General features: G+C 64.8%; 14 protein-coding genes. 12 read left to right on the forward strand and 2 right to left on the reverse strand.

From position 1 onward, the window contains the following. Window positions 1–25 precede the first annotated feature (25 nt). The 3 genes from cbbX to HL666_RS00895 all read left to right on the forward strand — a co-directional run bounded on the left by cbbX (window position 26) and on the right by HL666_RS00895 (window position 2,536). Entirely contained in the window at window positions 26–961 is a 936-nt protein-coding gene (gene cbbX, locus HL666_RS00885) for a CbbX protein (RefSeq protein ID WP_172114323.1), read from the forward strand. Window positions 962–966: 5 nt separating this feature from the next. Continuing rightward, window positions 967–1,689: an HAD-IA family hydrolase gene (locus HL666_RS00890; RefSeq protein ID WP_172114304.1), complete on the forward strand. Its 723-nt coding sequence runs from the start codon at window positions 967–969 to the stop codon at window positions 1,687–1,689. Between the two features lie 151 nt (window positions 1,690–1,840). Next, window positions 1,841–2,536 (forward strand): TetR/AcrR family transcriptional regulator, encoded by a 696-nt coding sequence (locus tag HL666_RS00895; RefSeq protein WP_172114305.1) that lies wholly within the window; start codon window positions 1,841–1,843, stop codon window positions 2,534–2,536. Window positions 2,537–2,576: 40 nt separating this feature from the next. On the opposite strand, the gene HL666_RS00900 is transcribed toward HL666_RS00895, so the two are convergent. Beyond that, window positions 2,577–3,167 (reverse strand): PepSY domain-containing protein, encoded by a 591-nt coding sequence (locus HL666_RS00900; RefSeq protein ID WP_172114306.1) that lies wholly within the window; start codon window positions 3,165–3,167, stop codon window positions 2,577–2,579. A 622-nt stretch (window positions 3,168–3,789) separates the two neighbouring features. Here HL666_RS00900 and HL666_RS00905 point away from each other — a divergent pair. After that, window positions 3,790–4,605 (forward strand): lytic murein transglycosylase, encoded by an 816-nt coding sequence (locus tag HL666_RS00905; RefSeq protein ID WP_172131564.1) that lies wholly within the window; start codon window positions 3,790–3,792, stop codon window positions 4,603–4,605. Window positions 4,606–4,846: 241 nt separating this feature from the next. On the opposite strand, the gene katG is transcribed toward HL666_RS00905, so the two are convergent. Continuing rightward, complete coding sequence (katG, locus tag HL666_RS00910; protein WP_172179422.1) at window positions 4,847–7,027, reverse strand: catalase/peroxidase HPI; 2,181 nt, start codon at window positions 7,025–7,027, stop codon at window positions 4,847–4,849. Between the two features lie 229 nt (window positions 7,028–7,256). Here katG and HL666_RS00915 point away from each other — a divergent pair, with 229 nt between their 5' ends. The 8 genes from HL666_RS00915 (at window position 7,257) to pstC (ending at window position 13,707) form a co-directional block, all read left to right on the forward strand. Continuing rightward, window positions 7,257–8,186: a hydrogen peroxide-inducible genes activator gene (locus HL666_RS00915; protein ID WP_172179424.1), complete on the forward strand. Its 930-nt coding sequence runs from the start codon at window positions 7,257–7,259 to the stop codon at window positions 8,184–8,186. A gap of 190 nt (window positions 8,187–8,376) precedes the next feature. Further along, window positions 8,377–8,838, forward strand: a complete 462-nt coding sequence (locus HL666_RS00920) for a hypothetical protein (RefSeq protein WP_172179426.1) — start codon at window positions 8,377–8,379, stop codon at window positions 8,836–8,838. Window positions 8,839–9,015: 177 nt separating this feature from the next. Continuing rightward, complete coding sequence (locus HL666_RS00925; protein ID WP_172179428.1) at window positions 9,016–9,630, forward strand: hypothetical protein; 615 nt, start codon at window positions 9,016–9,018, stop codon at window positions 9,628–9,630. Beyond that, a complete protein-coding gene (locus HL666_RS00930) occupies window positions 9,627–9,860 on the forward strand; it encodes a type II toxin-antitoxin system HicB family antitoxin (RefSeq protein WP_172114312.1) in 234 nt (77 codons plus the stop codon). The genes HL666_RS00925 and HL666_RS00930 overlap by 4 nt, the downstream gene beginning before the upstream one ends. Window positions 9,861–9,898: 38 nt before the next feature. Beyond that, window positions 9,899–10,093 (forward strand): hypothetical protein, encoded by a 195-nt coding sequence (locus tag HL666_RS00935; protein ID WP_172114313.1) that lies wholly within the window; start codon window positions 9,899–9,901, stop codon window positions 10,091–10,093. Between the two features lie 174 nt (window positions 10,094–10,267). Beyond that, complete coding sequence (locus HL666_RS00940; protein ID WP_172131567.1) at window positions 10,268–10,588, forward strand: hypothetical protein; 321 nt, start codon at window positions 10,268–10,270, stop codon at window positions 10,586–10,588. Window positions 10,589–11,606: 1,018 nt separating this feature from the next. Further along, on the forward strand, window positions 11,607–12,617 hold the full coding sequence (gene pstS / locus HL666_RS00945) for a phosphate ABC transporter substrate-binding protein PstS (RefSeq protein WP_172111263.1): 1,011 nt from the start codon (window positions 11,607–11,609) through the stop codon (window positions 12,615–12,617). Between the two features lie 91 nt (window positions 12,618–12,708). Further along, on the forward strand, window positions 12,709–13,707 hold the full coding sequence (gene pstC / locus HL666_RS00950; protein ID WP_172111262.1) for a phosphate ABC transporter permease subunit PstC: 999 nt from the start codon (window positions 12,709–12,711) through the stop codon (window positions 13,705–13,707). Window positions 13,708–13,710 lie beyond the last annotated feature (3 nt).

Here is a 13,710-nt window from a genome sequence, read left to right on the forward strand (position 1 = left end):
CGGCGAAGCGGAGCACCAGCCCATGATGCAGGCCACGCAGGCGGATGCCGACAAGGCTACGCCGGTCGAAGCGATCGATCTGCGCCGCGAGTTCGAGAGCGTCGACATCGCGCCGGTGCTGGAGCAGCTCGACCGCGAACTGGTCGGGCTTGCGCCGGTCAAGACGCGAATCCGCGAGATCGCCTCGCTGCTGCTGATGGAGCGCATCCGTCAGAAAATGGGTCTGACGACCACGTTCCCGACCCTGCACATGTCGTTCACCGGCAATCCCGGCACCGGCAAGACCACGGTCGCGCTGCGCATGGCGGGCATCCTGCACCGGCTCGGCTTCGTCCGGCGCGGCCACGTCATCAGCGTCACCCGTGACGATCTCGTCGGCCAGTACATCGGCCACACCGCACCGAAGACCAAGGAGGTGCTGAAGAAGGCGATGGGTGGTGTCCTCTTCATCGACGAGGCTTACTATCTCTACCGGCCCGAGAACGAGCGCGACTACGGCCAGGAGTCGATCGAGATCCTGCTGCAGATCATGGAGTCGCAGCGCGAGGATCTGGTGGTGATCCTGGCCGGCTATGCCGATCGCATGGAGAAGTTCTTCCAGAGCAATCCCGGTTTCCGCTCGCGCATCGCCCATCACATCGATTTCCCGGACTACTCCGAAGGGGAGCTCTTGACGATCTCCGAGAGGATGCTGGAGGGGCAGAACTATCGCTTCACGCCGGAGGCGCGTGCAGCGTTCGAGAAGTACATCACGATCCGGCGCACCCAGCCATTGTTCTCGAACGCGCGCTCGATCCGCAATGCGCTGGATCGGATCCGTCTGCGGCAAGCCAACCGGCTGGTGTCGCGGCTCGACCGCGTGCTGACATCCGAGGACGTGATGTCGATCGAGGCCAGCGACGTGCTGGCGAGCCGCGTGTTTGCCAAAAGTAACAGCAAGGGCGACGTAAGGACGGAGTAGCAGCGATGAGCCTCGCCTTGGTGAAGAATTCACCTGTGGAAGATCTCAGGCGCCGTATTGCCGATGCCGGCGCATTGATTCTCGATGTCGACGGGACGCTCGCTGAAACCGAGGAGATCCATCGCGAGGCCTTCAACGAGGCCTTCGTCGCTGGCGGCATCGACTGGCATTGGGGCCGCCGGATCTACAAGGAGCTGCTGCGCGTCGCCGGCGGCAAGGAGCGCATCCGTGCCTTCGATCAGATGCGGCGCTCCGGACCACCCCTGAGCGATGCGGTGATCGCCAAGCTGCATCGGATCAAGACGGAGCGGTTTGCCGCCATCATGTCGGAGAAGGGCTGTCCGTTGCGTCCCGGCATCAGGGCGCTGCTCGACGCCGCCTGGGCGCGCGAGCAACGGATCGCCATCGCGACCACCACGACGCGGGTCAACATCGATGCGCTGCTGGCACCCGTGTTCGGCAAGGAGTGGGAGGCCAGATTTGCCGCGGTCGTCGCGGCCGATGACGTCGCGCGTAAGAAGCCCGCGCCCGACGTCTACCTGGAGGTGTTGTCGCAGCTGGATCTGCCCGCCGCGAGTTGCGTCGCCGTCGAGGATTCCGGTAACGGGCTGATGGCGGCGACGCGCGCCGGCGTTCCGGTGCTCATTACCCGCAGTCTCTATTTTCACGATGATGTATTTGATGGTGCATTAGCGGTGCTTGATGATCTCAGCGAGCTTGGTCCCTGAGGTGTTTTGATGGTCGAGCAAAGTTCTGCACGGCCAATTATGTACACCAGGATGCGCATGGCTGCCTCGCAACAGCCGTTCTATTGCCGTTCAGCCGAGAACGTGTAATCCCTTGACGACATGCTGACATGTCGAGTCGAGGTCGTAGAGTATGGCCCGCACGCAGGCCAAGGTGAAACGGAGTGACGCCGCGCGTACGGTCGCGCTGCGCGGGCGGGTCGGACGGCCGCCGAAGGCGTTGGCCGGCAATATCGAAGAGCGGATCCTGGACGCGGCGCGCGAGGTGTTTCTCGAGCGCGGATTCGACGGCACCAGCATCGATGAGATCGCCGAGCGCGCGCCGGCCAGCAAGCCGACCATCTATGCGCGCTACGCCGGCAAGCCGGCCTTGTTTGCCGCCATCGTCGAGCGCTCGATCGGCGAACTGGTGAGTTTGCGCTCGTCCTATACGCCTCCGGTCGGCACCGTTCAGGAGCAACTGGTGGGGCTCGCGATGGCGATCGTCGACCGCGCCTTCAAGGAGTCGATCGGATTGTTGCGGGTCACGATCGGCGAAGCCTATCGCTTTCCCGATCTCAGCTGCCAATTTCACGAGGTCTCGCGCAAGCGGACGGTCCAGGTGGTGGAGGTGCTGCTTGCCGACACGCTCGGCTCGGCCGGTCTGCCGGCCAGGCGCGGGCCCTCGAAGGCGCCGGAGGCGTCGGCCGAGATCTTCATCGACCTGATCGTGCTGCCGCTGCTGATGCGCGCGCTGATGGGAATGAAGGAAAGGACCATCCGCAAGGAGATGCCCGGCTTCGTCCGCGAGCGGGTCAAGATCTTCCTTGCTCTCCACGCCAAGGCATAAGGCTGCAGCTTTGGGTCTGAGGCTACGATGAGTCGGCGCCTCAGCGCCGTCGCATCGATGTCGGCTCAAGCGTGACCTGCTTCAGGTCCTTGCCGCTGACCACGACGACGATAAAGGCGAGCTTGCCGTCCTTGCTGATGAGGCCGCCGCTGATCGCCTTGCCGGCCGCGGAGCGTTCCGCGATCCGGATCGCATCCGACATCTTCAGCGACACGGTGGTGAGCGCAGCCAGGCTCGATCGGTCGCTTTCGCTCAGGCCCTGCACGGTCGAGAACAGGACGGTGTTCAAGACCTTGGCGGTCGAGCCGTCGATATCGGATTCCCAGATCTGGCCACTCTGCAGGGTGCGGACCTTGTAGACGGGCGCGTCGAGCCCGCCCTCGAAGCTGATGTCGGCGGTTCTCGAGCCCGGATGAATCTTCTCCGCGATCCGCAGCGCCTGGTGCAGCGACACCTCCGTCCGACGGAACCGCTCGAGCTCGCGGTCAATGGCCACCTGGCTGAGGGCCGGATCGCTGGGGGCTTGCGAGCTGCTGGCCTCCGGCGTGTCGGTCGCCGAGGCGCCGGCCACGGCGTGCGCCAGCGAGGTCCATGACAACAGGATGAGGGTAAGGAGAATGCTGCGTCTCATGAGCGTCCTGGTGCCTCAGATTCGGACCGTACTTCTAGAGCATTCCTGATTAAAAGGTCGTAAAAAACGAAACTGTATCGTTCTATAATCGCGCCGGCGGTGGCCGTCAAGCCTCAGGGGAACGGGAGGTGTCTGGGCCCAGAAGCGACCAGAGCGGGCGCTGTCATGGCCGAGGGCGTAGAGCGCGCGCATGTCGTCGGTGTCGAAGCCCCCCTGGCCTTCAGGACGGATTGGTCGATCGCCGTCATGTTGAACGCCAGCCTGTTGTGCCGGGCAAACTGGTAGGTCGCCGAAAGATAGCTCTGAATCTCGCGCTCGCTCTTCAGCGCCCTCGATCGGCTTGCCATCGGAGGCGGCTGCGATGAGCAAGGCGGCAGATGATCACGATTGCGGGAGCCGTGGCGTAGGAACCCGTGGCGCATGTCGCGGGCGGCGCGACTCGCGCCAGCGGACCGGGGCGGCCAATCCTGCCGGCCGCCGCGACCGGCTATGATTTTTTCTCATTTCCGATAGGTTGGCGACGTTTCAACCATAGCGGCCAATATTGCCGCGCCGAGCGTCCCAACTCACGCCAGTGCAGCCGTGCAAGCCGCAGGTGCGGGACGCGATCAAAGGAGCATCGATGACCAAGCGCCGGGCCATGACTACCTTCACCTTCACCGTGGCTGCGCTGTTTGCAGCCTTCGGCAGCGGTGCGCAGGCGGCGCAGTGCGGCAGCTCCCCCGCGGGCTTCGAGACCTGGAAGCGCGAGTTCAGCGAGGAGGCGCGGGCCAAGGGCGTCGGCGGCACCGCGATCGCGGCGCTGATGCAGACCAACTACGCGTCCGCCACGATCGCCGCCGATCGCGGCCAGCGCAGTTTCCAGCTGTCGCTCGATCAGTTCCTGGCCAAGCGCGGAGCGCCTGCGATCGTCGCGCGCGGCCGGCAGCTGAAGCAGTCGCAGGCGGCGATGTTCGCCTCGATCGAGCAGCGCTATGGCGTGCCCCCCGGGCCGTTGATTGCGATCTGGGGAATGGAAAGCGCGTTCGGCAGCCAGCGCGGCAACCAGCACATGCTGTCGTCGATCGCCACGCTCGCCTACGACTGCCGTCGGCCGGAGTTCTTCACCGAGCAGCTCTACGCCGCGCTGAAGCTGATCGATCGCGGCGTGCTCTCGGGCAACACCCGCGGCTCGATGCATGGCGAGGTCGGGCAGACGCAGTTCATGCCGAAGAACATCCTGGCCTACGGCGTCGGCAATCTCGACGTCGCGGCGAACGCGCTGGCCTCGACCGCGAACTTCCTGCGCGCCAATGGCTGGAAGGCGGGCGCCGGCTATCAGCCGGGCGAGCCGAACTTCGTTGCGATCGAAGCCTGGAACGCCGCCGGCGTCTATCAGAAGGCTATCGCGCTGATGGGCCGCCAGATCGACGGCGGCGGCTCGGCCGCGGCGCGGTGAGGCGCTGCTCTGGAGCAGGGAGGCTTGCAGTTGCAGCGCGCTCGCCAGCGTCCTTCGAGACGCCCGCCTGCGGCGGGCTCCTCAGGACGAGGCTGAGTTTGCAGCGAAATGTCAGACCCTCATGGTGAGGAGCGCCGCTTGCGGCGCGTCTCGAACCATGAGGCCCCTGTCCAAATGAAAAAGCGGCGCTTCATCGCTGAAGCGCCGCTTCTCTTTGATGCCGGTCAGTCGGCTTGTCGCCTCAGGCCTTCAGGTCGAACCGGTCGAGGTTCATCACCTTGGTCCAGGCGGCGACGAAGTCCTTGACGAACTTCTGCTTGGCATCCGAGCTCGCATAGACCTCGGCCAGCGCGCGCAGCTGCGAGTGCGAGCCGAAGATGAGGTCGGCGCGGGTGGCCGTCCACTTGATCGCGCCGGTCTTGCGGTCGCGACCCTCGAAGGTGTGCTCGCCCTGATCGACCGGACGCCAGACCACGCCCATGTCGAGCAGGTTGGCGAAGAAGTCGTTCGAGAGCGTCTCCGGCTGCGCCGTGAACACGCCATGCTTGGAGCCATTGGCATTGGCGCCGAGCACGCGCAGGCCACCGACCAGCACGGTCATCTCCGGCGCGGTCAGGGTGAGCAGCTGGGCCTTGTCGACCAGCAGCTCCTCGCCCGACAGCCACTGCTTGCCGGCAAGGTAGTTGCGGAAGCCGTCATAGGTCGGCTCGAGCACGGAGAACGACTCGACGTCGGTCTGCTCCTGCGAAGCATCGGTGCGGCCCGGTGCGAACGGCACCGTCACCTCGACGCCAGCCTTCTTGGCGGCAGCCTCGACGCCGGCGTTGCCGGCCAGCACGATCAGGTCGGCGAGCGAGACCTTCTTGCCGCCGCTGGCCGATGCGTTGAACTCCTTCTGGATGCCCTCGAGCGTCGAGAGCACTTTCGACAGTTCGGCCGGGTTGTTGACCGCCCAGTCCTTCTGCGGAGCCAGGCGAATGCGCGCGCCGTTGGCGCCGCCGCGCTTGTCCGAGCCGCGGAAGGTCGAGGCCGAGGCCCAGGCGGTCGAGACCAGCTGCGACACCGAGAGCCCAGCGGCGAGAATCTTCGCCTTGAGCGCTGCGACGTCCTTGTCATCCACGACCGGATGATCGAGTGCCGGCACCGGATCCTGCCAGATCAGGTCCTCCTTCGGCACCAGCGGGCCGAGGTAGCGCACCTTCGGGCCCATGTCGCGATGGGTCAGCTTGAACCAGGCGCGGGCGAAGGCGTCGGCGAACTGATCCGGGTTCTCGAGGAAGCGCCGCGAGATCTTTTCGTATTCCGGATCGAAGCGCAGCGCGAGGTCGGTGGTCAGCATCGACGGTGCGTGGCGCTTGGACTTGTCATGCGCGTCCGGCACGGTGCCGGCCCCGGCGCCGCCCTTCGGCGTCCACTGATGCGCGCCGGCGGGGCTCTTGGTCAGCTCCCACTCGTAGCCGAACAGATTCCAGAAGAAGTTGTTGCTCCATTTGGTCGGCGATGACGTCCAGATCACCTCGAGGCCGGAGGTGATGGTGTCGCCGCCCTTGCCCGAGCCGTACTTGCTGGCCCAGCCGAGACCCTGCTGCGCGATGTCGGCGCCTTCCGGCTCGGCACCGACCAGCGACGCATCACCCGCGCCATGGGTCTTGCCGAAGGTGTGACCGCCGGCGATCAGCGCCACCGTCTCCTCGTCGTTCATCGCCATGCGGGCGAAGGTCTCGCGGATGTCGCGCGCGGCGGCGACCGGGTCGGGGTTGCCGTTCGGGCCTTCCGGGTTGACGTAGATGAGGCCCATCTGCACGGCGGCCAGGGAGCCTGCGAGCTCGCGATCACCGCTGTAGCGCTCGTCGGCGAGCCACTTGCCCTCGGGACCCCAATAGATGTCCTGCTCGGGCTCCCAGGTGTCGGCGCGACCGCCGCCGAAGCCGAAGGTCTTGAAGCCCATCGATTCCAGCGCGACGTTGCCGGTCAGCACGAACAGGTCGGCCCAGGAGATCTTCTGGCCGTATTTCTGCTTGATCGGCCACAACAGGCGGCGGGCCTTGTCGAGGTTGGCGTTATCAGGCCAGCTGTTGAGCGGCGCGAAGCGCTGCTGACCGGTGCCGGCGCCGCCACGGCCGTCGCCGATGCGATAGGTGCCGGCGGCGTGCCAGGCCATGCGGATGAACAGCGGACCGTAGTGACCGAAATCGGCGGGCCACCAGTCCTGCGAATCGGTCATCAGCGCGGTCAGGTCCTTGACCAGCGCGTCGAGATCGAGGCTCTTGAATTCCTTGGAATAATCGAACGCTTCACCGAGCGGGTCGGACAGGTTCGAGTGCTGGTGCAGGACGGAGAGGTTGAGCTGGTTCGGCCACCAATCCTTGTTCGAAAATCCCTTCAAGCCGCCCGAAAACGGGCACTTGCTGACGTCATCCATGTTTCTCTCCTGACGTGATCGTCATGGTTCCCCCCTGGGGTGGGTGGCGGGACCGTACGCGGGTCCTCCGATCAGGGGAAATTGAGATTGATGATCATAACGATAAGATTATCTGATGAATGTCGTGTGACATCGCGCGAACGCAGAGCGGTGCCAGCCGTTGTCGATGCATCCGAAGATTGTGGTCAGTGAAAATTGACTTCGAGCTCGTGAACGATAAGATAATCTGATGATACATTTGACGATGCGGCAGCTTCGCTATTTCGATGCGCTGGCGCGTCTCGGTCATTTCGGCCGCGCCGCGGAGGCGTGCGCGATCTCGCAGCCGGCGCTGTCGATGCAGATCAAGGAGATGGAGGAGGCGCTCGGCGGCGTGCTGCTGGAGCGCAATGCGCGACAGGTGGTGCTGACGCGGTTCGGCGAGCAACTTGCTGAGCGGGTGCGGGACATCCTGCGCTCCGTCGATGAGCTCGGCGATTTCGCCCGCGCCTCGCGCGACAAGCTCACCGGCCGGCTGCGGCTGGGAATGATCCCGACGATCGCGCCGTATCTGCTGCCCAAACTCATCGGGAACCTGACGCGCAAGCACCCCGAGATCGATATTCATGTCCGTGAGTCCAAGACGCCGACGCTGATCGAGGAGCTGGTCGAGGGTCGGCTCGATGCCGCGATCGTCGCGCTGCCGGTGTCGGAGCCGTCGCTGACCGAGGTCGCGTTGTTCTCGGAGAGCTTCCTGCTGGTGCGCCCGCCCGAATATGAAGGTGCCGACGTGCCGAGCAGCGAGATGCTGCGCGAGATGCGATTGCTGCTGCTCGAGGAGGGGCACTGCTTCCGCGACCAGGCGCTGTCGTTCTGCAACATGCAGGCGCCGCGCGAGATGCTCGATGCGTCCTCGCTGTCGACCCTGGTGCAGATGGTCGGCGCCGGCATGGGCGTGACCTTGATCCCCGAGATGGCGGTCGGCGTCGAGACGCGCTCGGCCGCGGTGTCGCTGGCGCGCTTCGCCGAGCCACAGCCCCAGCGCAGCATCGGCATGGTCTGGCGCAAGACCAGCCCGCTCGCCAAGCAGCTTCTGGAGATCTCCGAGGTCGTGGCCGGCGCGGCCGAAGGCCTGCGCAAGCAGGTCGCAGCGGCGCAGGGCCGCAAGCGGCGCGGCTGATCCTTCCGGAAACGTCCCGTTCGAGGTTCTTCTCCGCCGATCGCGCTCTTGCAATGGAACGGTCGTGCCGACCGGTGGTTCGTAGCGTCGAGCAACTTGTTTGCTCGTCGTCGCGATCGCGACGGAGGACTGCGCCGGATGACCTTCGCGGGCAGTCATGCGTGATGACCTTGGTCGAGGAGTCCTTGTGATGCGAAGCTTGAGCTATGTGGGAGCGCTGGCCCTGTCCGGCGCGCTGCTGGCCGGAGCGAGCGCTCCGGCATTGTCTGCACCCGTCACTGCGCTGTCGGCCGCAGCGAAGGCCGACGTGGCGCCGCTCGGCACGGTGCAGGTCCGCTACGGCGGCTGGCACGGCGGCGGGTGGCATGGTGGCGGTTGGCGTGGTGGCGGTTGGCGCGGTGGCGGCTGGGGCGGCGGCGGCTGGGGCGGCGGCGCGCTCGTGGCCGGCGCGCTGCTCGGTGCGGGCATCGCGGCGGCGGCAACACCCTATTATTACTACGACGACCCCTATTATTACGGCGGCGGACCCTACGGCTATGTCGGCGTCGGCTACGCTCCGTATTACGGCCGTCCCTATTACGGCCGTCCGTACTGGCGCCATCGATACTACGGTGGCTGGGGTGGCGGCCCGTGGGGCGGTCCCCCGTGGTGAGCCGCATCTGATCGATCATGCAAACCCGCCCGCGCGAGCCATCGCGCGGGCGGGCTGGCATGTTCACCAGCGACACTCCGCTGAACTCCCGGCACAGCGACGTCCGGCGATGGCACGGGTCTTGTATCGATCTCCTCCAGCGGCGGAGCGTCCAAGACGCGCGCCCGGAGAGCGGTTATGCCCGAGGCTGTCGATACCGAGGCTGTCAATACCGAGGCGTTCTGGGTCGGAACGATCGTCGACTGGCTGGTCGAGAATGCCAGCCTGCGCAAGGAGCGCATCGACCTCAAGCGCAGGTTCACGCAGGAGCCTTATAATCTCAGTGCCGTCAGGGTTCTGACGATGATGGACGAGCTCGTCGCGCTCCACAATGCACGCAGCGGCGCCAAGCGGGTGTTGTCGCAGAACTGGCGGCTCGCGCATCGCAACGACACGGTCGGCGACTTCGTGGTGGCGTTTCTCACCCTGCTGTGTCCGGACGATCGCGGAGCCGCAACGGACAATGGCGCGTCGCCCGCCAGCCCAGTGTTGCAAAGCCGACAGGGCAGGTCACACAACCAGCGCGTCGAAGCGCTGCGCGCCGATCCCGGGGGCGACTGGAAACCCGTCGATCTCGAGATCATCGCCTCGCAATATGCGATGAAGTTTCGCAAGATCACCGGCACGCACGAGGTCCTCCTGCATCCGTCCGTCCCGCATTGCGTGACCATTCCGCTGAAGGCGAAGATCAGGCCGCCGCATATCCGGGCCTTCGTGGCGATGATCGACGACATGGATGAGGCCGCGCGATGAGCGATGTCGCCGCCTATCTCTATGACGTGACGGAACTGGGCGCCGAGGATGGTGGCGGCTTTCTCGTCACCTTTCCCGATCTCCCCGGGGTCATCGGCATCGCCGAGACGGCGCGGCAGGCCATCGCCGACGGACAGCAGGCACTGTTCGCAGCTCTCGATGCGCTCAAGGCCGTCGATCGCGACCCGCCGGTCCCCGGCGCGGCGCGCGCCGCCGCACAGCCGGCGTGAGCCGACGCGGCGCCGGAGAGTTCAGCAAGGAGGAGAGCATGCCACTGACTGAGGACGCCATCCAGGTCGGCAAGTGCTACAAGACCAGGATCGCCGAGAGCTACAAGGTGCTGTCGATCACCCGCGGCATCGTCACCTATCAGACGCTGACCTCGCCCCTGCGCATCAACACCGGCATCAAGGCGTTCGCGGATGCTGTCTACAAGGAGATCAAGTGTCCGGGGCAGGGATAGCGGCGCGATCCGCAAGGGTACCCAATCAAATCGGGACAGTTCTGATGTCACCTCGACCGTCATTGCGAGGAGCGAAGCGACGAAGCAATCCAGAGTCCCGTGGGAGCCCTGGATTGCTTCGCTGCGCTCGCAATGACGGGGAGAGAGGTGGTCGCCTCACGCGAGGTGGCGCGGATGAGAGTTGAGGAGCGTGACGACGGTGTCCTGGCGTTCATCGACGCCGATGGCCGCGTCTGGGCACAATGCGCGCGGCCCTCGCAGCTTGCCGCCGATACCGACTACGTGATCGAAGGCCCATTGAGTGGCTTCATCTATGAGGAGGGTACGTTTACGCCGGACAGCGAGCAGGCCTTTCGCGTCTGGCTCGACGACCGCCTGATCAGTGACGAGATATTCCACGTCAGGGACCGGGAGACTGCGCTCTCTCTGGGCCAGCGCATCGCGGGGGCCGCGCGCGACATCCTGAAGCATCGATCGGCCTCGTCCAATCCCTGATGCCAAATCGGTTCTTTTTGCCTTCTGATAAAAATAAATCGCTTGCGATATTTCGGAATTAGTGGTTATCTCCCCGCAACCCGCCTCGCAGCAGAGGGACGTACGCGTCGTCACGAACGTTGAGGTGGGTGGCGATGGACGTGACGGCCGTGCCAGACGAGCGCGAGCCGTTGCGGACGGCGAAGTCGTGTGGTCCTGGCCTCTCGACGCTGAGGTCAAGTTCGCGGTCGTTGCTGTGACGGCACGCGCGGGCGATGGGGGCAAGAGAGCCGATCCCCAGGGAGAGCACGAAGGACACCGTAAAACCGTCGCGCGGGGAAGGCCGGATCTGTCCGGCTGGACCTGTGGTACCTGCCGCCTGCATTCTTTTGAGCAGGCGGGCCACGGGCCTCAGCCGAGGTCCGGCCTTTCCCGCGCCCTCTCATGATTCAGGAGGGGCATGACCGATGCATCACCCGGGCACGCCGTGCCGCGGGAAGGCGATGACGTGTCTGATGACGTATCTGTTGTCTGCCTTGCGCAAGGTGCGAGCCCAACCTTCCACTGTCGTCCCGGCCTTGAGCCGGGACCCATAACCCCAGGGAGATGTGTTGGGCACGCTGGTGGACCGATCCCGCACAGCCACATCAGCCGATGACTATGGGTCCCGGCTCAAGGCCAGGACGACACCGAATGTGACGCAGGCGTCGGGGCAGACGGCCGTTGAACGCATGGCGGTTGGACGCATGTCATGGGGACTGTTACGTCGCCGTGATCAGCGGCAAACGCCGTATCATACCTTTCGGAAGCGGCGTGAGCACCGCTCTCTCAGTGCCGGTGTACAAGCGCTCGGAAGCCCGGCCAGATCGACCGTAAAAATTCGGGGTAGTTTCGAATTTTCAATACTTATCAATGCTTTGCGACTGTCATCCAGCTGTCATCGAACCTTTATAAAAGCGGCACCGAGGCCCCTTAAAGCGGCCGGGGAAGCGCAATCGGGTGCGTCATGCGCTTCGCTTCCCAAGCATGGAGACCAGCTATGAATTTCGTCAAAGCTATTGTCGCTGCCGGCTTGGTCGCCGCATCGACGTCGGCCTTCGCTGCCGACATCACCGGCGCGGGCGCGACGTTCCCGTTCCCGATCTATTCCAAGTGGGCCGACGCCTATAAGAAGGAGACGGGCAACGGTCTGAACTACCAGTCGATCGGTTCCGGCGGCGGCATCAAGCAGATCCAGGCCAAGACCGTGACCTTCGGTGCCACCGACGCGCCGCTCAAGGCCGAGCAGCTCGACAAGGACGGCCTGGTGCAGTGGCCGATGGTGATGGGCGGCATCGTGCCGGTCGTCAACCTCGAGGGCGTCAAGCCGGGCGAGATGGTGCTGGACGGCGAGACGCTCGCCAACATCTATCTCGGCAAGATCACCAAGTGGGATGACGCCGCGATCAAGAAGCTGAACCCCAGCGTCAAGCTGCCGTCCGACGCGATCGCCGTGGTCCGCCGCTCCGACGGTTCGGGCACGACCTTCAACTTCACCTATTATCTCTCCGAGGCGAGCGCCGACTGGAAGAGCAAGATCGGCTTCAACACCGCGGTCGAGTGGCCGGTCGGTGTCGGCGCCAAGGGCAACGAAGGCGTGTCCGGCAACATCAGCCAGACCAAGAACTCGATCGGCTATGTCGAGTACGCCTACGCCAAGCAGAACAAGCTGACCTACACCGGCATGATCAACAAGGCCGGCAAGACCGTGCAGCCGACCGTCGAGGCCTTCCAGGCCGCCGCCGCCAATGCCGACTGGTCCAAGGCCCCCGGCTACTACGTGATCCTCGCCAACCAGCCGGGCGACAAGTCCTGGCCGATGACGGCGGCGACCTTCATCCTGATGCACAAGGAGCCGACCGACAAGGCGGCCTCCGCCGAGGCGATCAAGTTCTTCAAGTGGTCGTTCGAGAAGGGCGACAAGATGGCCGAGGAGCTCGACTACATCCCGATGCCCGACAGCGTCGTGAAGCTGATCGAGAAGACCTGGTCGGCCGACATCAAGAGCTGATCTGAAAGCGTGCTGCCCTCTCCCGGAAACGGGAGAGGGTTCGTTCAAGGTGATGATGGTGTCAAAGAAGCAGGGGGCGGACTTGGCTGAGATGGCCGTTGAGAGCGAGGTCGGCGATATCGCCGCTGCCGCAGGGCCCTATGATCGCGCCCGCGCGCTGAGCGCGTTCAAGCTCGGCGATGTCACCTTCTACTGGATCACCCGCCTGTCGGCGATCTCGGTGCTGCTGATCCTCGGCGGCATCATCATCTCGCTCGTCATCGGCGCCTGGCCGGCGATGAAGGAGTATGGCTTCCAGTTCCTCTTCACCAAGCGCTGGGCGCCTTCTGCCGATCCGCCGGTGCTCGGCGCGCTCGGCCCGATCTACGGCACGCTGGTGACCTCGTTCATCGCGATGCTGATCGCCATTCCCGTGGGCCTGGGCATCGCGATCTTTCTGACCGAACTGTGCCCACAATGGCTGCGCCGCCCGATTGGGCTGGCCATCGAGCTGCTCGCCGGCATTCCCTCGATCATCTACGGCATGTGGGGCTTCTTCGTGCTGGGCCCGTTCCTGGCCACCACGTTCCAGCCCTTCATGATCAACCTCTGCGCCAACATCCCGGTGCTGCAGGACATCTTCGCCGGACCGCCGTCCTATCTCAGCCTGTTCAACGCCTCGCTGATCCTGGCGATCATGGTGCTGCCCTTCATCACCTCGATCTCGGTCGACGTCTTCAAGACGGTCCCGCCGGTGCTCAAGGAAGCCGCCTACGGCGTCGGTTGCACCACCTGGGAGGTCGTGCGCAGCGTCGTCATCCCTTACACCCGGGTGGGTGTCATCGGCGGCGTGATGCTGGCGCTGGGCCGTGCGCTCGGCGAGACCATGGCGGTGACCTTCATCATCGGCAACTCGTTCCGGATCTCGTCCTCGATTTTCGCGCCGGGCACCACGATCTCGGCCGCGATCGCCTCCGAATTCCAGGAGAGCGACGGCCTGCATCAGTCGAGCCTGATCCTGCTCGGCCTGCTTCTGTTCGTCCTCACCTTCTTCGTGCTGGCGAGCGCCCGGCTGATGCTGGCGCGGCTTGACGCCAAGGCAGGAAAGTAACCC

Origin of the sequence: Bradyrhizobium aeschynomenes, assembly GCF_013178945.1 — a bacterium.
GTDB lineage: Bacteria > Pseudomonadota > Alphaproteobacteria > Rhizobiales > Xanthobacteraceae > Bradyrhizobium > Bradyrhizobium aeschynomenes.

Bases quoted from the DNA above. Each gene is read 5' to 3' on its own strand.
- cbbX (WP_172114323.1), top strand. From the start codon at position 26: ATGCAGGCCACGCAGGCGGATGCCGACAAGGCTACGCCGGTCGAAGCG.
- HL666_RS00890 (WP_172114304.1), top strand. From the start codon at position 967: ATGAGCCTCGCCTTGGTGAAGAATTCACCTGTGGAAGATCTCAGGCGC.
- HL666_RS00895 (WP_172114305.1), top strand. From the start codon at position 1,841: ATGGCCCGCACGCAGGCCAAGGTGAAACGGAGTGACGCCGCGCGTACG.
- HL666_RS00900 (WP_172114306.1), bottom strand. From the start codon at position 3,167: ATGAGACGCAGCATTCTCCTTACCCTCATCCTGTTGTCATGGACCTCG.
- HL666_RS00905 (WP_172131564.1), top strand. From the start codon at position 3,790: ATGACCAAGCGCCGGGCCATGACTACCTTCACCTTCACCGTGGCTGCG.
- katG (WP_172179422.1), bottom strand. From the start codon at position 7,027: ATGGATGACGTCAGCAAGTGCCCGTTTTCGGGCGGCTTGAAGGGATTT.
- HL666_RS00915 (WP_172179424.1), top strand. From the start codon at position 7,257: ATGATACATTTGACGATGCGGCAGCTTCGCTATTTCGATGCGCTGGCG.
- HL666_RS00920 (WP_172179426.1), top strand. From the start codon at position 8,377: ATGCGAAGCTTGAGCTATGTGGGAGCGCTGGCCCTGTCCGGCGCGCTG.
- HL666_RS00925 (WP_172179428.1), top strand. From the start codon at position 9,016: ATGCCCGAGGCTGTCGATACCGAGGCTGTCAATACCGAGGCGTTCTGG.
- HL666_RS00930 (WP_172114312.1), top strand. From the start codon at position 9,627: ATGAGCGATGTCGCCGCCTATCTCTATGACGTGACGGAACTGGGCGCC.
- HL666_RS00935 (WP_172114313.1), top strand. From the start codon at position 9,899: ATGCCACTGACTGAGGACGCCATCCAGGTCGGCAAGTGCTACAAGACC.
- HL666_RS00940 (WP_172131567.1), top strand. From the start codon at position 10,268: ATGAGAGTTGAGGAGCGTGACGACGGTGTCCTGGCGTTCATCGACGCC.
- pstS (WP_172111263.1), top strand. From the start codon at position 11,607: ATGAATTTCGTCAAAGCTATTGTCGCTGCCGGCTTGGTCGCCGCATCG.
- pstC (WP_172111262.1), top strand. From the start codon at position 12,709: ATGGCCGTTGAGAGCGAGGTCGGCGATATCGCCGCTGCCGCAGGGCCC.